Raw genomic sequence first — 16,713 nt, 5'->3', positions numbered from 1 at the left:
GGACCGGAGCATTCGAACACATCGCTCCCGCCGTGCGTGCAGCTTTTCAGATCTTCGTGTGGCCGATTCCGGCCGGTCGATAGCGTCCCACGCACCCCGGGCCGAAAGCGCACATGCGTCTGGCATATGTCCTGCGCGTGCAGTCCGCCCGGCCGGGGGTGCCCGGAGGCACCGCTTCCCGCCCCGGGCCCGACCGGTCGACCGGAGGTCCCATGGGCACCCTCAACCACTTCAGCTTCGGCTGGCTGACGCCCGTCCTGTCGTACGCGATGGCCTGCGTCGGCGCCGCCCTCGGGCTGCGCTGCACCCTGCGCGGCCTGGCCGCCACGGGCGCCACCCGCCGGAACTGGTTGCTCACCGCCGCCGCCGCGATCGGCTCCGGCATCTGGACCATGCACTTCGTCGCCATGTTCGGCTTCGCCGTCGACGGCACCGAACTGCGGTACAGCGTCCCGCTGACCGTGTTGAGCCTGCTGGTCGCGGTGCTGGTCACCGGCCTCGGCCTGACGGTGGTCTGCTACGGCCGGCACCGCGGCCTCGCCCTGCTGGGCGGCGGCTGCACCACCGGCGTCGGCGTCGCCGCGATGCACTACCTCGGCATGGCCGCCGTCCGGATGCATGGCGGGCTGCACTACGACGCGGGGACGGTCGCGCTGTCCGTCCTGGTCGCGGTCGGCGCCGCCACCGCCGCGCTCTGGGCCGCCGTCACCATCCGCAACGTGTACGCCGCAGCCGCCGCCTCGCTGGGCATGGGCCTCGCCGTCAGCTGCATGCACTACCTCGGCATGGCCGCCGTCCATGTCCAACTGGAGCCCGCCCGCACGGCTTTGGGCGGGGCCAGCCCGATGGAGTTCGTTTTCCCGCTCGCCGTCGGCCTCGGCTCGTTCCTGTTCCTCGCCTCCGCCTTCGTCGCGCTCTCCCCGACCGCCCAGGAGCGGGCCGGGTACCTGGCGGCGGGGGAGCTGGGCGTCGAGGAGTTCCCCGGCCCGGCCGCGCAGGCGGAGGACGCATCGACCGGCCCGGCGCTCCCGGAGCAGCCCGGCCACGGCCCGTACGGCGCCGATCCGTTGGGCGCGGACCCGTACGGCGTGGATCCGTACGGCGCGGATCCGGAGGGCGGCCGCCACGGCGGCGAGCCCTACGGTCACGGCCGCGCGGCCTGAACCGCCGCGCACCGGACCCCGCCTCCCCCTGCCGACCCCGCCGCCCTGCCGCCCGAAAGGCCCCACACCCATGCGAGAAGACCGCGGTACCGCCCCCGGCGCCCGCCGAGGTGCCCACGCCGGGCCGCCCGCCCGGCCGCCGCGCCCCGGCCCCTGGCTGCGCGGGCTGCGTCCCCGGACCGTCCGCGCGCGGATCATCGCCCTGCTGATGGTCCCGGTCGTCTCCGTCATCGCCCTCTGGGGCTTCGCGACCGTCACCACCGCCCAGGGCGTCTGGGACCTGCTGCGGCTGCGTGACGCCCAGCGCACCCTGCTCACCCCCGTCGCCGACACGGTCGCCGGGCTGCAGGCCGAGCGTGCCGCCGCCGGCCAGTTGCTGGCCGGTCCGGGGCTCGTCCCGGGGACGGTGCCCGCCGCCGCCCGGGAGAGCGCCCTGCGGACGGCCGCCGCCGCCACCGACCGGGCGATCGCCCCGCTCTTCCCGGATCCCCGCCACCCGGGCCAGGGTTACAACCGCGCCGACGCCCAGGGCCTCGGCGCCGACGCCGCCGCCCGGCTGGACGCCCTCGGCGGTTCCCTCGCCGCGCTGCCCGCGCTGCGCGACAAGGTGCTGACCCGGAGCGTGGGTTGGCCCGAGACGTACGCCGCGTACAGTGCGGCCGTGGACCAGGCGCTGGCGGTGTCCGGGGCCGTCACCCCGCCGCAGGACGCCCGGTCGGGTGCCGACGCCCGGATGCGGTCGGACCTGGACCGCGCCCGTGAACTCCTCTCCCGCGAGGACGCGTTGCTGCGCTCCGCCGAGCTCACCGGCGGGCTGGGCGACGACCAGCTGCGCGAGTTCTCCGGTACGGCCTTCGCCCGGCGCGAGTTCGAGCGGGGAGCGGCCGCCGACCTGCGCCCCGCCGACCGGGACGCGCTGCTCGCCGTCACCGGTGGGGCGGACCACCGGGAACTGGTCGGCTACGAGGAGAAGGTCCGTACCGCCGTCGACGGCCGGGCCGCCGTCGCGGCGGTGCCCGCGGACCGGTGGGCGGTGGTGGCCGGGAACGTCGCCGACGGGCTGCGCGGCGTCGCCGACCGGGCCGGGCGGATCGCCGAGGATCGCCAGAACCCCTACGCGCTGGGCCTGTTCACCCCGGCCGGGAGCGCCGTGCTGCTCGGTCTGCTCGGGGTGATCGCCTCGCTGGTGATCTCGGTGCAGATCGGCCGCGGCCTGGTCACCGAGCTGACCGGTCTGCGGAACTCGGCACTCGACCTGGCCGGCCGCAAACTCCCGGCCACGATCCGGAAGTTGCGCGCGGGGGAGGAGGTGGACGTCGACACCGAGGTGCCCCGGCCGACCGGCCGCGACGACGAGATCGGCCAGGTACACCGGGCGCTCGGCACGGTGCAACGGGCGGCCGTCACGGCGGCGGTGGAACGGGCCGAGGTGCTGTCCGGGGTGTCGGGGGTGTTCGTCAACCTGGCGCGTCGCAGCCAGGTCCTGGTGCACCGCCAACTCACCCTGCTGGACGCCATGGAGCGGCGCACCGAGGACCCGTCCGAGCTGGCCGACCTGTTCCGGCTGGACCACCTCACCACCCGGATGCGCCGCCACGCCGAGGGCCTGATCATCCTCTCCGGAGCCGCCCCCGGCAGGGCCTGGCGGCGGCCCGTCCCATTGGTCGACGTGGTGCGGGCGGCCGTCTCGGAGGTCGAGGAGTACGCCCGGGTCGAGGTGCACCCGCTGCCGCGCGCCGCGGTCGTCGGCCATGCCGTCGCCGACCTCACCCATCTGGTGGCCGAACTGGTCGAGAACGCCACCGGGTTCTCCCCGCCGCACACCCGGGTGCACATCCGCGGCGAACGGGTCGGCAACGGTTACGCGGTGGAGATCGAGGACCGTGGGCTCGGGATGGGTCCGACCGCGTTGGTCGCCGCCAACCGGCGGATCGCCGCCGTCGAACAGACCGACCTGTTCGACAGTGACCGGCTCGGCCTGTTCGTGGTCAGCCGGATCGCCCGGCGGCACGGCGTGCGGGTCTCGCTGGTGACCTCGGCGTACGGCGGTACGACGGCGGTGGTGCTGCTGCCCACCGGGCTGCTGGCCGACGGGCGCGCGGGGAACGGTCAAGACCTGGACGAGGTGCCGGAGTTGGACATCGTTCCGGTGCCGGAGGTGCGGTCCGGAAGCCGAGGCCCGGACCCGGACCCGCACCCGACCCCGGTTCCTGCCGCCGTCCCGAGTCCTGCGGCGGCCGCCGTTCCGGTCGCGGCCCCCGCGGCAGCGGGCACGGTGTGGCCGCAGGCCGCCGCGGCGCCGGACCGGCCCGCACCCGAACCGGCCCTCCCGAGCTTCGGGTTGGGCGGCGGGACGGCGGGGATCGAGCTTCCGGCGGCGGGTGGGCCGCTGCCGGAGGGTGGGGCGCTGCTGCCCTTCGGGGTCCGGGGCGACGAGCCCGGACCGGCGCGCAGCACCCCCTTCCGGGCCACCGGTGCCCGGACGGCCGGACCGGCTGCGGACGGGGGCCCGGGTGCGGCCTCCCGTCCGCAGCCCGGTTCGCCGCAGCCGTACCGTCCGGCGGCCGCGCCGCCGCCGGACGGGCTTCAATCTGCCCCGGGTGACGACGAGTTGCCGCGCCGGGTGCGCCAGGCCAGCCTCGTCCCGCAGCTGCGGGAGACGCCGAGCGGGGTCGCTCCGGCGGCCCGCCGCGGCAGGCCCGCCGGGGCCGGTGCGGATCCCGCGACCCGCAGTCCGGAGGAGGCGCGGGCGGCGATGTCCGCCTTCCAGAGCGGCTGGGCCCGTGGCCTGCGGTACGACCGGCGGCCGGACGAACCGCCGGGCGGGGCGGGTGTCGGCGCGGACGTCGGCATCGGCACCGGTGGCGGCACCGGCCTGGGCAGTGACCCGGCCCTGGCCCGACCGCCGCGCCGCCACCCGTCCGCACCCCGCCCCGAAGAGCGACTCGCCATCCGACCCGAAGGAGACCGGCCGTGATCGGCACCACCCACCGCACGGGGGAACTGAACTGGCTCCTCGACGAGTTGGTCCAGCGAGCACCCGAGGTCAGGTTCACCGTGATGCTCTCCGCCGACGGTCTGGCGATGGGCACCTCGGCCGGCCTGCCCCGCGAGGACGGCGAGCACCTGGCCGCCGTCGCCTCCGGCTTCCACAGCCTCGCCAAGGGGGCCGGTCGGCACTTCGGTGCGGGTGAAGTCCGGCAGACCATGGTCGAGTTGGAGGGCGGTTACCTGTTGGTCGCGGCGGCCGGGGAGGGCACCTGCCTGGCCGTGTTCGCCACCGCCCGGGCTGATCTCGGGCTGGTCGCCTACGAGATGGCCCGGCTGGTCCGCCGGGTCGGCGAGCACCTGAGCGCCCCGCCCCGTGCGGTGCACGGCGGGTGAGTGCGGTGGCCCACCCGGACCGCCCGTACCAGGCGGCGCCCGCCTTCCATCCGTACCACCAGCGACATCCGGAGCATCCGCCGGCCGAGCCCGGCCGGCCGCCCCGCAACCCGCTCGCCGCCGCGCACCGGGCGCGCTGGTACGACGACGAGGCCGGACCGCTGGTCCGCCCGTACGCCATGACCAGGGGCCGGACCGGGGCCGGCGAGCAGCAGTTCGACCTGATCGCGGTGGTGGTCTCCGAGCTGCCCGACCCGGGGCTCGCCCCGGACCTGCCCGAGCCGCCGGTCGGCCCGGAACAGGCGCGCATCCTCGGGCTGTGCCGGGGGACGCCGCTGTCCGTGGCCGAACTCGCCGCCGACCTCGACCTGCCGGTGGGCGTCGTGCGGGTGCTGCTCGGCGACCTGCTGGCGGCCGGGCTCATCCGGGTCAGCCGCCCCGTCCCGCCCGCCCTGCTCCCCGACGAGCGCATCCTCCAGGAGGTCCTCCATGGGCTCCGCGCACTCTGACCACCCGTCCGACCGTGGGCCGTCCGGCCACCCGTCCGGCCCGCACACGCCGCTGGATCCGCTCGATCCGCACGATCCGCTCGACGTGCTGGATCCGGCCGACAGCGTGCTCGCGCTCAAGATCCTGGTAGCGGGGGGCTTCGGGGTCGGCAAGACGACGCTGGTCGGCGCGGTCAGCGAGATCCGCCCGCTGCGCACCGAGGAGCGGCTGACCGAGGCCGGGCGCGGGGTGGACGACCTGGGCGGGGTGGAGCGCAAGTCCACCACCACGGTGGCGATGGACTTCGGCCGGATCACCATCCGGGAGGGGTTGGCCGTCTACCTGTTCGGCACCCCGGGCCAGGACCGGTTCTGGTTCCTCTGGGACGAGTTGGCGCAGGGGGCGCTCGGCGCGGTGGTGCTCGCCGACACCCGTCGGCTGACCGACTGCTTCCCGGCCGTCGACTTCTTCGAGCACCGGGGCATCCCGTTCGTCATCGCGGTGAACCGGTTCGCCGGGACTCGTGGGTACGGCCCGGAGGAGGTCGCCCGCGCGTTGGACCTCGACTCCGGTACGCCGGTGGTGCTCTGCGATGCCCGGCAGCGCTCCTCCGGCAAGGAGGTGCTGATCACCCTGGTCGAGCACGCCGGTCGGGTGCACGCCGCCCGGCTGCTCGCGGAGGTCTCGCCGGTGCCGTGAACGGCCGACGGCGGACCGGGCGGCGGACCGGGCGGCGGACAGGTCGGCGGACAGGTCGGCGGACATCTGACGGCGAACAGATGTCAGAAGACGGATGACAGAAAACAGATGACAACCGACGGATGACAGATGTTGAAATCCGTTATCCGTCAGTTGTCATCTGTTCCCCCCTCCCGCGTCCGCTACCCGCTCAGCTGTGCCACTGGAACACGACCTTGGTCCAGGTCGACCCCGGACAGTTGCCCCAGACGTCCCAGGCCTCCGGGCGGGCGCCGATCCACAGGCCGACGGAGGAGGTGCCGTTGGCGCAGTAGGTGATGGTGCGGAGCTGGCCGGAGTACACGTTGCAGTACCCCTCCCAGCGCCAGCCGTAGTTGGCGGTGATGACGCAGTGGTAGCCGGTGGCGTCGATGTGCGGCGAGGCCGCGACGATGTCGGGGGTGATGGTCGGGTCGGCGGCCGGCGCCGCGGCGGCCGGCAGGGTGGCGGTCCCGAGCACGCCCAGGGCGGCCGTGACGGCCATCCCGAACGTGGCGATCTTCCTGGCGATGCAGCCTCGCATGGCGGTTCTCCTCGCTCCACGGTTCCATCGGGCGGAGTGCCTCGGTCGGCGCGGTGCTGACGGAGCTGAACTCCCGTTCCTCGCCCGGCCGATGACGAACTGCACACGAATGACTGCGCAGGGTGGGAGGACGACTTATGATGTGACCTGTGTCACAAGGTGCCCGGTGGGGCTGGAGTCGGTCCCGGCCGGGCACTCGGGATGCCGATTTCCGGGGAGAGCGGCATGGCGGAATGCAGTGGACGGCAGCCGGGCGGACGGCGGAAGGACTTCGGTCCGGAGCCGCCGGAGCGCCGGTCCGAGGACTTCAACCAGGTGTTCACCGACCTCCTGCCCAGACTCCAGCACGCGGCCACGATGCTCACCGGGAGCCCGCTCGCCGCCGGTGACATCGTCCACGACGCGTACCTGCGGATCGCCCGTCGCCCGGAGCGTTTCCTCAGTCATCCGCAGCCGTACGCCTACGCGTTCACCACCATGGCCAACATCCTGCGCGACCAGTGGCGCCGGGAGCGCCGCCGGGTGCCGCTGCCCGAGGTGCCGGAGCTGGCCGAGGCGGTGGAGTACGCGCGGTCCGCCCTCGATCCGCCGTCGGCCGGGACGGCCGAACTCCAGGCCCGCTGGGAGGTGGTGCGCCTGCTCGGCTTCCTGACCGCCAAGCAGGCCCGGGCCGTGGCGCTGGTGGATCTCGACGGCTACTCGGTCGACGAGGCCGCCGAACTGCTCGGTCTGCACCGCAGCACCCTGGCCGTCACCCGCCGCCGCGCCCACGGCCGGCTGCGCGCCGTGCTGGAGCAGGAGCGCCGGCGCGACCCCTGAGGAGCCGCGCCGGGCCGAGCAGGTCCGCACCGGGAGCGGGCACCCGGGAGCAGCACCCCGGGAGCAGCACTCCGGGAGTGGCACGCGGTCATGACGGGCGCGGAGTGTTGCGCGGCGGTCCGGCGCGATCCGGGGCGTGCGCGCCCGACGCACCGAGCCGACGGCAAGTCGGCTGATGCGCCACCCCGGCCCGTACGCTGAAAATCGTGATCACGTACGAGGACGACAGCGTCCGCGCCCTGGCCGAGGACGGTCGCTGGCCCGAGCTGCTCGCCGCCTACCGGCAGGGCCGGGCGGCCGCCGTCCTGCAGGCCGGGGAGCAGGCCGCGGTGGCGCTGACCGCGCCGCTCGGCCACCTGATCGCCTACGCGGCGCCGCCCGAGCTGGCCGTCCGGCTGTTCGACGCGGACGGCGGTGCCGGCACGGTCGCCGGGGTGGCCGACCATGACGCCGGTCCGCTCTGGGAGGTGCTGGCGACCCGCCACTCCTGGCTGCGGCTGGCCCCGTTGCTCGGTCCGGCCCCGGTGCGCCGGCTGGTCGCGCACACCCGGGTGCTGCTCGGCGAGGACCTCTCCTACGGGGCCGAGCCCGACCCGGAGGGCGTGCCGCTGCGGCTGGAGCCGTGGGAGAAGGCGGGCTGGGACGAGGCCTCCCGGGTGCGGGAGTACCTGCCCGGCGGGGGTGCGCGCAGTGCGGTGCTGACGCTGCCGGCCAGCCGGGAGGGACTGGGCGAGGTCGAGCTGCCGCAGTCCGGGGCCCGGCCGGGCGGGCAGCGGGTCACCCGGGGGCTGGCCGAACTGGCCGCGCTGGTGCCCTGGGCGGAGGTGGTCTGCGTCCGCGGTCCGGCCCCGCTGGCGGCGGCCGTGCTGGCCCGGGGCCGGCGGGTGGTCGGCGGTTTCCTGCCGTTCGCGCTGGTCTACCCGGCGCTGGTGCAGGCCGCCGCGGTGGGCCGGACGCACGGTGGCGCGCACGGGCGGCTGCGGTTGTGGCGGGCGCTGGGCGCGCTGGCCGGCGCCAACGGGCCGGAGCGCTCCGAGGTGGACGCCCTGGTGGCCCGGATGCGCTGCTTCACCTGGCAGGAGCCGGCCGCCGGGCTGCGCCATCTGCACGTCGCGCTGGAGGACCCGGCCAGCGGGGTGGCCTGGGCGGTCAGCGGCTCGCAGGAGTTCTGAACGCGGGAACCCCCGGCCCGGCGCCTCCCGGGGGATGGATACGAGGCGCCGGGCCGGGGGAGCGGGACGGGTCGCTCAGGCGACCGCGGGAGTCGGGGCCGGGACGGCCTCCGGTGCGGGGGCGTCGGTGCCGTGGCTGTCGATCAGCGTCAGCTCGTCGAACGGCAGCTCGCCGTCCAGCACCTGGCGGGCGCGCTCGGCGTCCAGTTCGCCGGTCCACTGGCCGATCAGCACGGTCGCCACGGCGTTGCCCGCGAAGTTGGTGAGCGCCCGGGCCTCCGACATGAACCGGTCGATGCCGACGATCAGGCCGACCCCGTCCACCAGCGCGGGCTTGTGCGACTGGAGGCCGCCCGCGAGGGTGGCCAGGCCGGCGCCGGTGACCCCGGCCGCGCCCTTGCTCGCGATCACCATGAACACCAGCAGCGAGAGCTGCTCGCCGATCGACATCGGCTTGTCCATCGCTTCGGAGATGAAGATCGAGGACATGGTGAGGTAGATCGCGGTGCCGTCGAGGTTGAAGCTGTAGCCGGTCGGCACGGTGATGCCGACGACCGGGCGGCTGACGCCCAGGTGCTCCATCTTGGCGATCAGCCGGGGCAGCGCGCTCTCGGAGGAGGAGGTCGAGAGGATCAGCAGGAACTCGCGCCCGAGGTACTTGAGCAGCGCGAACACGTTGATCCCGGCGACCAGGCGGAGCAGCGCGCCGAGCACCACGACGACGAACAGCGCGCAGGTCAGGTAGAAGCCGATCATGATCACGGCGAGGCTCTTCAGGGCGTCGACGCCGGTCGCCCCGACCACCGCGGCCATCGCCCCGAAGGCGCCGATCGGTGCGACCCACATGATCATCGACATGATCCGGAAGACCAGCTTCTGCAGGTGCTCGATCCCGCGCAGCACCGGGGCGCCGGCCGTCCCCATCGCCTGGAGGGCGAAGCCGGCCAGCAGGGCGATCAGCAGGGTCTGCAGCACCTTGCCCTGGGTGAGGGCGGAGAACAGGGTGTCCGGGATCATCCCGAGCAGGAAGTCGGTGGTCGACTGGGCACCGCCGGCGGCGGCCTGGGCGTGGCCGGCCTTGGCGAGGGCGGAGGTCAGGTGCAGGCCGTCGCCGGGCTCCAGCAGGTTGCCGACCACCATGCCGATGGCCAGCGCGACGGTCGACATGACGAGGAAGTAGCCGATGGCGAGGCCGCCGACCTTGCCGACCTTCGCGGCCTTGGTGACCGAGCCGATGCCCAGCACGATGGTGCAGAAGATCACCGGGCTGATCATCATCTTGATCAGGTTGACGAACCCGGTGCCGACCGGCTTCAGCTCCACGGCGAAGCCGGGCGCGGCCAGTCCGACCACCACGCCCGCCAGTACCGCGGCGATCACGGCGAGGTAGAGGTAGTGGGTCCGGTCCTTGCGTCTGGGTCCCCCCGCCGTGGCGGTCTCGGTGATCGACATCTGCGGCTCCTTCGCCCTGCAGTCCTGGTGGCCCCGGGTGGTGGGCCGCTCCGACTATGGGGGTCGGGAGTGACGGAGGACACGTTTGCGTTCATAGAGTTCACGGTCGGACGGGAACGGCGCCGGGTGCCGAGTCCCTGGGCACGCCCTCGGCTGGCCGTCGGCGGGCCCTCATCGGGTTCGGTCCGACCGCTGGGGGCCGCCGGGAACCGTGGTGCACACTGGCAGGCATGTCCGTGAGCACCGCCCCCACCCGCTCGCGTCGCCGCTGGTCCCCCCTGCCCCGCCGGCTGGTCCGCAGTCTGGCCGGGCAGCTGTTCGTCGTCCAGGTGGTCATCGTCGCCGCCGTGGTCGCGGGCGGCGCGGTGCTCGCGTACCTGTTCACCGCCGAACGCACCGAGGACGCGGCCCGTCGCGAGGTCACCTCGGTCGCCCACGCCGTCGCCGACGCGCCGTCCGTACGGTCCGCCGTCGCCGGGCCGGACCCGACCGCGGCGCTCCAGCCGTACATCGAGCAGGTGCGCCAGGAGACCGGGGTCTCCTTCATCACCGTGATGGACTCCGACGGGGTGCGCTGGACCCATCCGCTGCCCGAGCAGATCGGCAAGCGCTACCTCGGGCACATCGACTGGGCGCTGGAGGGCCGGACCCGCAGCGAGACCTACACCGGCACGCTCGGCCCGTCCGTGCGGGTGGTCACCCCGGTGTGGGACGACCGGCACCAGGTGGTCGCGCTGGTCAGCGTGGGGCTGACGCTGGAGTCGATCTCCGCACAGCTGAGCGGACCGCTGCTGGCCCTGGTCGGGGTCGCGGTGGCCGCGCTCGCGCTCGGCGGGGCGGGCACCTACCTCGCCAACTCCCGGCTGCGGCGGCACACCCACGGGATGGGACCGGCCGAGCTCAGCCACCTCTACGAGTACCACCAGGCGACCCTGCGCTCGGTGCGCGAGGGGCTGATCCTGCTCGACCGCGCCCACCGGGTGGTGCTCTGCAATGACGCGGCTCGCGAACTGCTCGGACTGGAGGGCGAGTTGGACGGGCGGCCGGTGGCGGAGCTGGGCCTGCCGGAGGCCCTGGTGGCGGCCGTGCTCGGCGAGGAGCCGGTGCGGGACGAGGTGCACCTGACCGCCGAGCGGGTCGTGGTGCTCAACACCTCCACCATCGGCACCGGCCTCGGCCGGGTGGTGACCCTCCGGGACCACACCGAACTGCAGTCGCTCAGCGGCGAGTTGGACTCGGTGCGCGGCTTCACCGAGGCGCTCGGGGCGCAGGCCCACGAGGCCGCCAACCGGCTGCACGCGGTCGTCTCGCTGATCGAACTCGGCCGCCACGAACAGGCGGTGGAGTTCGCCACCGCAGAACTCGCACTCGCCCAGCAGCTCACCGACCGGGTGGTCGCGGCGGTCGGCGAACCGGTGCTGGCCGCGCTGCTGCTCGGCAAGGCGGCCCAGGCGGCCGAGCGGGGAGTGGAGTTGACCCTCACCGAGGACAGCCGGATCGACGACGGGGTACTGCCGCCCGGGCTCTCCGCCCGGGACCTGATCACCGTCCTCGGCAACCTGATCGACAACGCGGTGGACGCCGCGATCGCCGGGGCCGCGCAGCACCCGGGCCCGCCGGAGGTCACCGTCACCGCGCGGGTCGACGACGGTCTCGGTGCGGGAGTCGACGGCCCCTGTCTGGTGCTGCGGGTCGCCGACACCGGTGCGGGCATCGACCCGGCCGCCGTCGAGGACGTGTTCCGACGCGGCTGGAGCACCAAGCAGGACGGCCGCGGGCACGGCCTCGGCCTGGCCCTGGTGGCCCAGGCCGCCCGCCGCAACGGCGGCACCGTCGAGGTCGGTCGCGAGCGCGGCGCGGTGCTCACCGTACGGCTGCCGGTGGCCGGTCGGGCGGCCCGGGAGCGGGCGGGGGCCTCGGCATGACGGCGGGCGAAGGCGGCCGGGACGGGATCTCGGTGCTGGTCGTGGAGGACGACCCGGTGGCCGCCGCCGCGCACACCCTCTACGTGGAGCGCGAGCCCGGCTTCCGCGCCGTCGGCACCGTGCACAGCTGCGGGGACGCGCTGCGCTTCCTGGAGCGGGCGCGCGCCGCCGGTGCGCCCGTCGACCTCACCCTGCTCGACCTCTACCTGCCGGACGGCCACGGCCTCCAGCTGTGCCGCACGCTGCGCGCCGCCGGGCACGGGACGGACGTCATCGCGGTCACCTCGGCCCGCGACCTCGCCATGGTGCGGCAGGCGGTCTCGGCGGGCGTGGTGCAGTACCTGCTGAAACCGTTCAGCGCGGCCGCCCTGCACGACCGGCTGGAGCGCTACGCCCGCTACCGCGACAGCCTGGGGCGCACCGGCGAGGCCACCGGCCAGGACGAGGTCGACCAGGCGTTCGCGCTGCTCCGCACGCCCGAGCGCAGCTCGCTGCCCAAGGGGCTGAGCGCGCCCACCCTGGACTCCGTCGCCTCGGTGCTGCGGGAGGCGGTCACCGGGTTGTCGGCGGCGGCCGCCGGCGCCGCCGCCGGGGTGTCCCGGATCACCGCACGGCGTTACCTGGAGCACCTGGTGGACACCGGGCGGGCGGTGCGCGAGCCGCAGTACGGGAGCGTCGGGCGCCCGGAACTCTGCTACCGGTGGAAGGGGCGGTGACGCCTCCCACCGGTTCGTCGGGGGCGGCCCCCGGGACGTCCGGCGGGTCCGCCCGTGACTTTCCGGCGCGCCGCTCGTTGGGCCGTCCGGGGGAGGTGGCGGGGAGGTTCACCCGCTCGGGTGGTTCTGGGGGACCTCCAGGCGTTCCACCAGGTCACGGGCGGTAAAGTTAGGCTTACCTAACTTCTTCTGGGGGTTCGCCTTGTCGCTCGCCGCCGTACCCGCCCAGGCCGCCGCCGGGGCCACCGCCTCCGGGTCCGCTGCTTCCGGGTCCACTGTCGAGGCCGGCACCGCCGGGGCCCCGTCCCCGGGCGAGGCCGTCCTCCGTCGCCAGCGGGTCCGCGAGTCCGCCGCCCGGACGTACGCCCGGTCCTTCCCGATCGTCCCGGTCCGGGCCCACGGCATGACCGTCGAGGGCGCCGACGGGCGCCGCTACCTGGACTGCCTCTCCGGCGCCGGGACGCTCGCGCTCGGACACAACCACCCCGTCGTGCTGGAGGCGATCCGCCGCACCCTCGACAGCGGGGCCCCACTGCACCTGCTCGACCTCGCCACCGCCGAGAAGGACGACTTCACCAGCGCCCTGTTCGAGAGCCTGCCCGCCGAGTTCGCCTCCCGCGCCCGGGTGCACTTCTGCGGACCGGCCGGGACGGACGCCGTCGAGGCCGCGCTCAAGCTGATGCAGACCGCCACCGGGCGCTCCGGCGCGCTCGCCTTCACCGGCGCCTACCACGGCATGACGGCCGGCGCCCTCGCGCTCACCGGCAACGTCGCCGTCAAGGAGCCGCTGCCCGGCGGCGGCGAGGTGGTCCGGCTGCCCTACCCGTACGACTACCGCTGCCCGTTCGGGGTCGGCGGCGAGGCGGGCGCCGAACTCGGCGTGACCTACGTGGAGCGGCTGTTGGACGACCCCTCGGGCGGGGTGGTGCCGCCCGCCGCGATGATCCTGGAGGCCGTCCAGGGCGAGGGCGGGGTCGTCCCCGCGCCCGACGGCTGGCTGCGCGAGATGCGCCGGATCACCGCCGAGCGCGGCATCCCGCTGATCGTGGACGAGGTGCAGACCGGGGTCGGGCGCACCGGCGCCATGTGGGCCGTCGAGCACAGCGGCATCGTCCCCGACGCGATGGTGCTCTCCAAGGCGATCGGCGGCAGCCTGCCGCTCGCCGTGGTGGTCTACCGCGAGGACTACGACGGCTGGCGGCCCGGCGCCCACACCGGCACCTTCCGCGGCAACACCCTCGCCATGGCCGCCGGCGCCGCCACCCTGCGGTACGTCGCCGCGCACGGGCTGGCCGAGCGCGCGGCCACGGCCGGCGCGCGGATCACCGCCCGGCTGCGGGAACTCGCCGCGGAACTCCCGGCGATCGGCGACGTGCGCGGGCGCGGGCTGATGATCGGCGTCGAGCTGGTCGACCCGACCGCCGGACCCGACGCCTGCGGCGCCCGCCCCGCCGATCCGGCGCTGGCCGTACGGGTCAGGGAGGCCTGCCTGGCGCGCGGGCTGATCGTCGAACTCGGCGGGCGGCACGACGCGGTGCTGCGGCTGCTGCCGCCGCTCACCATCACCGACGAGCAGATCGCGGCGGTGCTGGAGCGGCTGGCGGAGGCGATCGCGGCGGCTTCGGCGGCGGTGCCGTCCGGCTCGGCCGCGGTGCCGTCCGGTTCGGCCGCGGTGTCGTCCGGTTCGGCCGCCGTTCCGTCCGGTTCGACCGCCGTTCCGTCCGGCTCGACCGCCGTTCCGTCGGCGTCGGATGCCCGGGGTGGGGCGTGACCGACCGATCCGGTCCCGGCCGATCCGGTCCCGAGCCCGGACTTCCGGGCGGAGAAGGTGCGTTGGACGCCCTGGCCGGTGGCGCGGGCGGGCCGGGGGCGCTCGGCCCGTTGCTGGCCACCGTCCTCGACGCGCTCGACACCGGCACCGCACTGCGCTCCGGGCCGCTGCCCGCAGGCAGCCCGGCCGAGATCGCGGCGCTGGTCGCGGACGGGCTGTCCGGCGCCGGCGGGCGCGGCGCCCTGGCCCGGCTGACCGAACTGCTCGCCTACGGCGCCGCCGATCCGGCCGACCCGGCCTGCGCCGCCCACCTGCACTGCCCGCCGCTCGCGGTCGCGGCCGCCGCCGACCTCGCGGTCAGCGTGCTCAACCCCTCGCAGGACTCCTGGGACCAGGCCCCCGCGGCGACGGCCCTGGAGACCGCGCTGATCGCCGAACTCGCCGCGCTGGTCGGCTTCGACCCGGCGCGCGCCGCCGGGGTGTTCACCTCCGGCGGCACCGAGTCCAACCTGATGGGGCTGATGCTGGCCCGCGACCAGAAGCTCGACGGCATCGTCGAGTTGGACGGCATCCCGGTCGGCGCCCGGCCCTGCATCCTCGCCTCCGAGGCCGCGCACTTCTCCGTCCAGCGCGCGGCCGCCCTGCTCGGCCTCGGCGAACGGGCCGTCCTCGCCGTCCCCGTCGATCGACAACTCCGGATGCCCCCAGCGGAGTTGGAACGGTCGCTGGCCGAGGCCAGCTGGGCCGGACGGACCCCGATCGCCGTCGTCGCCACCGCCGGCACCACCGACACCGGCGCCGTCGACCCGCTGGACGCCGCTGCCGACCTGGCCGGACGCTACGGCGCCTGGCTGCACGTCGACGCCGCGTACGGCGGCGGCGCGCTGCTCTCCGACCGCCTCGCCCCACTGCTCGACGGCATCGCCCGCGCCGACTCGGTCTCCCTGGACTGGCACAAGCTCGGCTGGCAGCCCGTGGCGGCCGGGGTGTTCCTGGTCCGCCGGGCGGAGACCTACGTCTCGCTGGCCCGGCGCGCCGAGTACCTCAACCCGGTCGACGACGAGCAGGCCGGATACCCCAGCCTGCTCGGCCGCTCGCTGCGCACCACCCGGCGGGCCGACGCCTTCAAACTGGCCGTCACCCTGCGCACCCTCGGCCGGGAAGGGCTCGGCCGTCTCGTCGACGCCTGCCACGAGCTGGCGCTGGCGGCCGCGGCCGCCGTCCGGGCCGACCCCTCGCTCGAACTGCACGCCGAGCCGGTCCTCACCGTGCTGCTGTTCCGCTACCGGCCGCCGGGCCTGACCGACGAAGCGGCCCTGGACGAGCTGAACGGGCAGCTGCGCCGACTGCTGCTGCGCGGCGGGCGGGCGGTGATCGGGCGCACCGAACTGCCCGGGGAGGGGCCGGGGCGGGTGCGGTTGAAGCTCACGCTGCTCAATCCGCACACGACGGTGGGGGAGGTGGCGGCGCTGCTGCGGGAGGTGGTCGGCGCGGGTCGCCGGGTCGCCGGGGACCGGGCGGGGTAGCGCCCCCGGCGGGGTGGACGGCTCACGGGTCCGGTCAGGCGTTCAGCAGGATGCCGCGGGTCAGTTCCCAGGTGTCGGGGTCGGCGGCGACCAGGAGGCCGTCCTCGCAACCCGGCGCCTCCGGGCGGTACGGGCTGCCGTCCATCCGGGCCGAGACGCCACCGGCCTCGGAGAGCAGGAGCGAACCCGGTGCGTGGTCCCAGGGGAGGGTGCGCCAGTAGAAGATGAAGTCGACCCGGCCCTCGACGACCTCCGGGTACTCGATCCCGGCGGCGCTCCGGCCGGGGTGGATCTCGCCGAAGGCCGCGCAGCTGGCCTCCATCCGGTGACGGTCGGCCGGGTCGAGGAAGCGGGTCTTCAGGATGCCGGTCAGCTTCCCGGCGTCGGCGGGCGCGGGCGGGCGGGTGAGGCGCTCGCCGTCCCGCCAGGCGCCGGCGCCCAGTTCCGCTCGGTAGCCGGTTGCGGTGGCGGGCTGCCAGATCCAGGAGGCGACGGTCAGGCCGTTGCGGACCAGCGAGCACATCACGGCGTAGTCGGGGCGGCCCGCGACGAAGTTGGAGGTGCCGTCCACCGGGTCGACCAGCCAGACCGCGGGCTCGTCGTGGATGGCCCGGGCCAGCGCCGGATCGGCGGCCACGGCCTCCTCGCCGACTACCGGGACGGGCAGCAGCTCGTGCAGGCGGCGGGCGATGATCGCCTCGGCCTCGCGGTCGGCGACCGTCACGATCTCGCCGGGCGCCTTCTCCATCACCTCGCCGGCGCTCAGCGCGCGGAAGCGCGGTTCCACCGCCTCGGCCGACGCCTCGGCGAGTATCTCCGCCACCTTGTCCATCAGCACGTTCGCGCTCCCTTCGCCGGTTACCACTGTCCCACGAGTGGGCGGTGGGGGTGGCGGGGGATGGGGGCGGCGAACAGATGACAGATGTCGAAATCTGTCATCCGTTATCTGTCATCTGTTCGCTGTGATCTGTTTGCTGTGATCTGTTCGCCGTGACGCGCCGGCTGCGATCCGCCGGCTGCGATCCGTCGGCCGTG

General features: G+C 75.0%; 14 protein-coding genes. 11 read left to right on the top strand and 3 right to left on the bottom strand.

The genetic code is table 11. From position 1 onward, the window contains the following. Positions 1 to 212 precede the first annotated feature (212 nt). The 5 genes from ACIP4P_RS17320 (at position 213) to ACIP4P_RS17300 (ending at position 5,735) form a co-directional block, all read left to right on the top strand. Positions 213 to 1,163: an MHYT domain-containing protein gene (locus ACIP4P_RS17320; protein WP_400919177.1), complete on the top strand. Its 951-nt coding sequence runs from the start codon at positions 213 to 215 to the stop codon at positions 1,161 to 1,163. Between the two features lie 70 nt (positions 1,164 to 1,233). Then, positions 1,234 to 4,140 carry a nitrate- and nitrite sensing domain-containing protein gene (locus tag ACIP4P_RS17315; protein ID WP_400919174.1) on the top strand — a complete coding sequence of 969 codons (2,907 nt, stop codon included), beginning with the start codon at positions 1,234 to 1,236 and terminating at the stop codon, positions 4,138 to 4,140. Further along, complete coding sequence (locus ACIP4P_RS17310; protein WP_400919171.1) at positions 4,137 to 4,547, top strand: roadblock/LC7 domain-containing protein; 411 nt, start codon at positions 4,137 to 4,139, stop codon at positions 4,545 to 4,547. The genes ACIP4P_RS17315 and ACIP4P_RS17310 overlap by 4 nt, the downstream gene beginning before the upstream one ends. 161 nt (positions 4,548 to 4,708) lie before the next feature. Then, positions 4,709 to 5,056 (top strand): DUF742 domain-containing protein, encoded by a 348-nt coding sequence (locus tag ACIP4P_RS17305; RefSeq protein WP_350513452.1) that lies wholly within the window; start codon positions 4,709 to 4,711, stop codon positions 5,054 to 5,056. Further along, positions 5,037 to 5,735, top strand: coding sequence for a GTP-binding protein (locus tag ACIP4P_RS17300; RefSeq protein ID WP_400919168.1), 699 nt, complete (start codon positions 5,037 to 5,039; stop codon positions 5,733 to 5,735). Before ACIP4P_RS17305 ends, ACIP4P_RS17300 begins: the two co-directional genes overlap by 20 nt. Positions 5,736 to 5,925: 190 nt before the next feature. Here the strand turns inward: ACIP4P_RS17300 and ACIP4P_RS17295 are convergent, their stop codons facing one another. After that, complete coding sequence (locus ACIP4P_RS17295; protein ID WP_350513376.1) at positions 5,926 to 6,297, bottom strand: hypothetical protein; 372 nt, start codon at positions 6,295 to 6,297, stop codon at positions 5,926 to 5,928. A gap of 225 nt (positions 6,298 to 6,522) precedes the next feature. Here ACIP4P_RS17295 and ACIP4P_RS17290 point away from each other — a divergent pair, with 225 nt between their 5' ends. Both ACIP4P_RS17290 and ACIP4P_RS17285 read left to right on the top strand, forming a co-directional pair. Then, positions 6,523 to 7,116, top strand: coding sequence for an RNA polymerase sigma factor (locus tag ACIP4P_RS17290; RefSeq protein WP_400919165.1), 594 nt, complete (start codon positions 6,523 to 6,525; stop codon positions 7,114 to 7,116). 206 nt (positions 7,117 to 7,322) lie between these two features. Further along, the gene (locus tag ACIP4P_RS17285) at positions 7,323 to 8,288 is read left to right on the top strand and encodes a hypothetical protein (RefSeq protein ID WP_350513378.1); all 966 of its coding nucleotides are present in this window, start codon (positions 7,323 to 7,325) and stop codon (positions 8,286 to 8,288) included. 75 nt (positions 8,289 to 8,363) lie between these two features. On the opposite strand, the gene ACIP4P_RS17280 is transcribed toward ACIP4P_RS17285, so the two are convergent. After that, complete coding sequence (locus ACIP4P_RS17280) at positions 8,364 to 9,740, bottom strand: cation:dicarboxylate symporter family transporter (RefSeq protein ID WP_400919160.1); 1,377 nt, start codon at positions 9,738 to 9,740, stop codon at positions 8,364 to 8,366. Positions 9,741 to 9,970: 230 nt separating this feature from the next. On the opposite strand from ACIP4P_RS17280, the gene ACIP4P_RS17275 reads away from it, so the two are divergent. The 4 genes from ACIP4P_RS17275 (at position 9,971) to ACIP4P_RS17260 (ending at position 15,678) form a co-directional block, all read left to right on the top strand. After that, positions 9,971 to 11,665, top strand: coding sequence for an ATP-binding protein (locus tag ACIP4P_RS17275; protein WP_400919157.1), 1,695 nt, complete (start codon positions 9,971 to 9,973; stop codon positions 11,663 to 11,665). Then, entirely contained in the window at positions 11,662 to 12,381 is a 720-nt protein-coding gene (locus ACIP4P_RS17270) for a response regulator (protein WP_400919154.1), read from the top strand. The genes ACIP4P_RS17275 and ACIP4P_RS17270 overlap by 4 nt, the downstream gene beginning before the upstream one ends. A gap of 202 nt (positions 12,382 to 12,583) precedes the next feature. Then, positions 12,584 to 14,152, top strand: a complete 1,569-nt coding sequence (locus ACIP4P_RS17265; protein WP_400919151.1) for a diaminobutyrate--2-oxoglutarate transaminase — start codon at positions 12,584 to 12,586, stop codon at positions 14,150 to 14,152. Positions 14,153 to 14,214: 62 nt separating this feature from the next. Next, the gene (locus ACIP4P_RS17260) at positions 14,215 to 15,678 is read left to right on the top strand and encodes a pyridoxal phosphate-dependent decarboxylase family protein (protein ID WP_400919148.1); all 1,464 of its coding nucleotides are present in this window, start codon (positions 14,215 to 14,217) and stop codon (positions 15,676 to 15,678) included. 34 nt (positions 15,679 to 15,712) lie between these two features. Here the strand turns inward: ACIP4P_RS17260 and ACIP4P_RS17255 are convergent, their stop codons facing one another. After that, on the bottom strand, positions 15,713 to 16,510 hold the full coding sequence (locus ACIP4P_RS17255) for an inositol monophosphatase (protein ID WP_350513453.1): 798 nt from the start codon (positions 16,508 to 16,510) through the stop codon (positions 15,713 to 15,715). Positions 16,511 to 16,713: the final 203 nt, after the last annotated feature.

The sequence above is a fragment of the Kitasatospora sp. NPDC089509 genome (genome assembly GCF_044749365.1).
Taxonomy (GTDB): domain Bacteria; phylum Actinomycetota; class Actinomycetes; order Streptomycetales; family Streptomycetaceae; genus Kitasatospora.
This window is presented reverse-complemented; position numbering and strand designations above follow the sequence as displayed.